Origin of the sequence: Enterobacter sp. RIT637, assembly GCF_019718755.1 — a bacterium.
Lineage (GTDB): Bacteria > Pseudomonadota > Gammaproteobacteria > Enterobacterales > Enterobacteriaceae > Enterobacter.
This window is the reverse complement of sequence record NZ_JAIHAZ010000095.1, coordinates 1-632: the sequence shown is the minus strand read 5'-3', so window position 1 is coordinate 632 and position 632 is coordinate 1. Positions and strand designations below refer to the sequence as shown.

Annotated in this window: 2 protein-coding genes; both read left to right on the top strand. The window is 34.5% G+C overall.

Going from position 1 to position 632, the window contains the following annotated elements; translation table 11 throughout:
* Positions 1 to 486, top strand: a 486-nt coding sequence (locus K5E19_RS23370; protein ID WP_260411933.1) for a DapH/DapD/GlmU-related protein, incomplete at its 5' end; no start/stop codon positions are given.
* Between the two features lie 20 nt (positions 487 to 506).
* Positions 507 to 632, top strand: a 126-nt coding sequence (locus K5E19_RS24410) for a glycosyltransferase (protein ID WP_221553313.1), incomplete at its 3' end; no start/stop codon positions are given.

Genomic DNA, 632 nt, shown 5'->3' with positions numbered 1-632 from the left:
ATTTATAGCTTTATATTTAATACAAAAAATTTAAACATTGGGCGAAATGTAACTCTCTCTGGAACTAATAATTTTGTTATTGGAAACAGAGTGCTTATTGGAAACCAGTCATGGATTGATGCTATAGGTGATGGAAAAATAATTATTGGTGACGAAGTTTCACTAAGCCAGAATGTACATGTCGCTGCAAAATTATCTGTAAAAATAGGAAATGGATGTCTAATTGGAAGCGATGTTTTAATTACCGATCATAATCATGGATATGGTATTGAATATAAAAATATTGTGCCAAAAAAACGAGAGTTAGTAATAAAAGGGCATACAGAAATTGGCGATAATTGCTGGATTGGTGATAACGCAAAAATCCTTTCAGGTGTAACACTAGGTTGCAATGTTATCGTTGGGGCAAATTCCGTTGTGACTAAGAGTTTTCCTTCCAATTGTATTGTAGGTGGTATTCCTGCGCAGTTAATAAAATCGCTCTAAATACAAGAGGCTTTGCTTTCATGATTGTTGATGTGATCGTTGCAATATACAATGGCGAAAAACATATAAAAGAACAGGTGTGTTCCATCTTAAATCAGACTTATAGAGATATTCGAGTTTTAGTCCGTGATGACGGTTCCACGGAC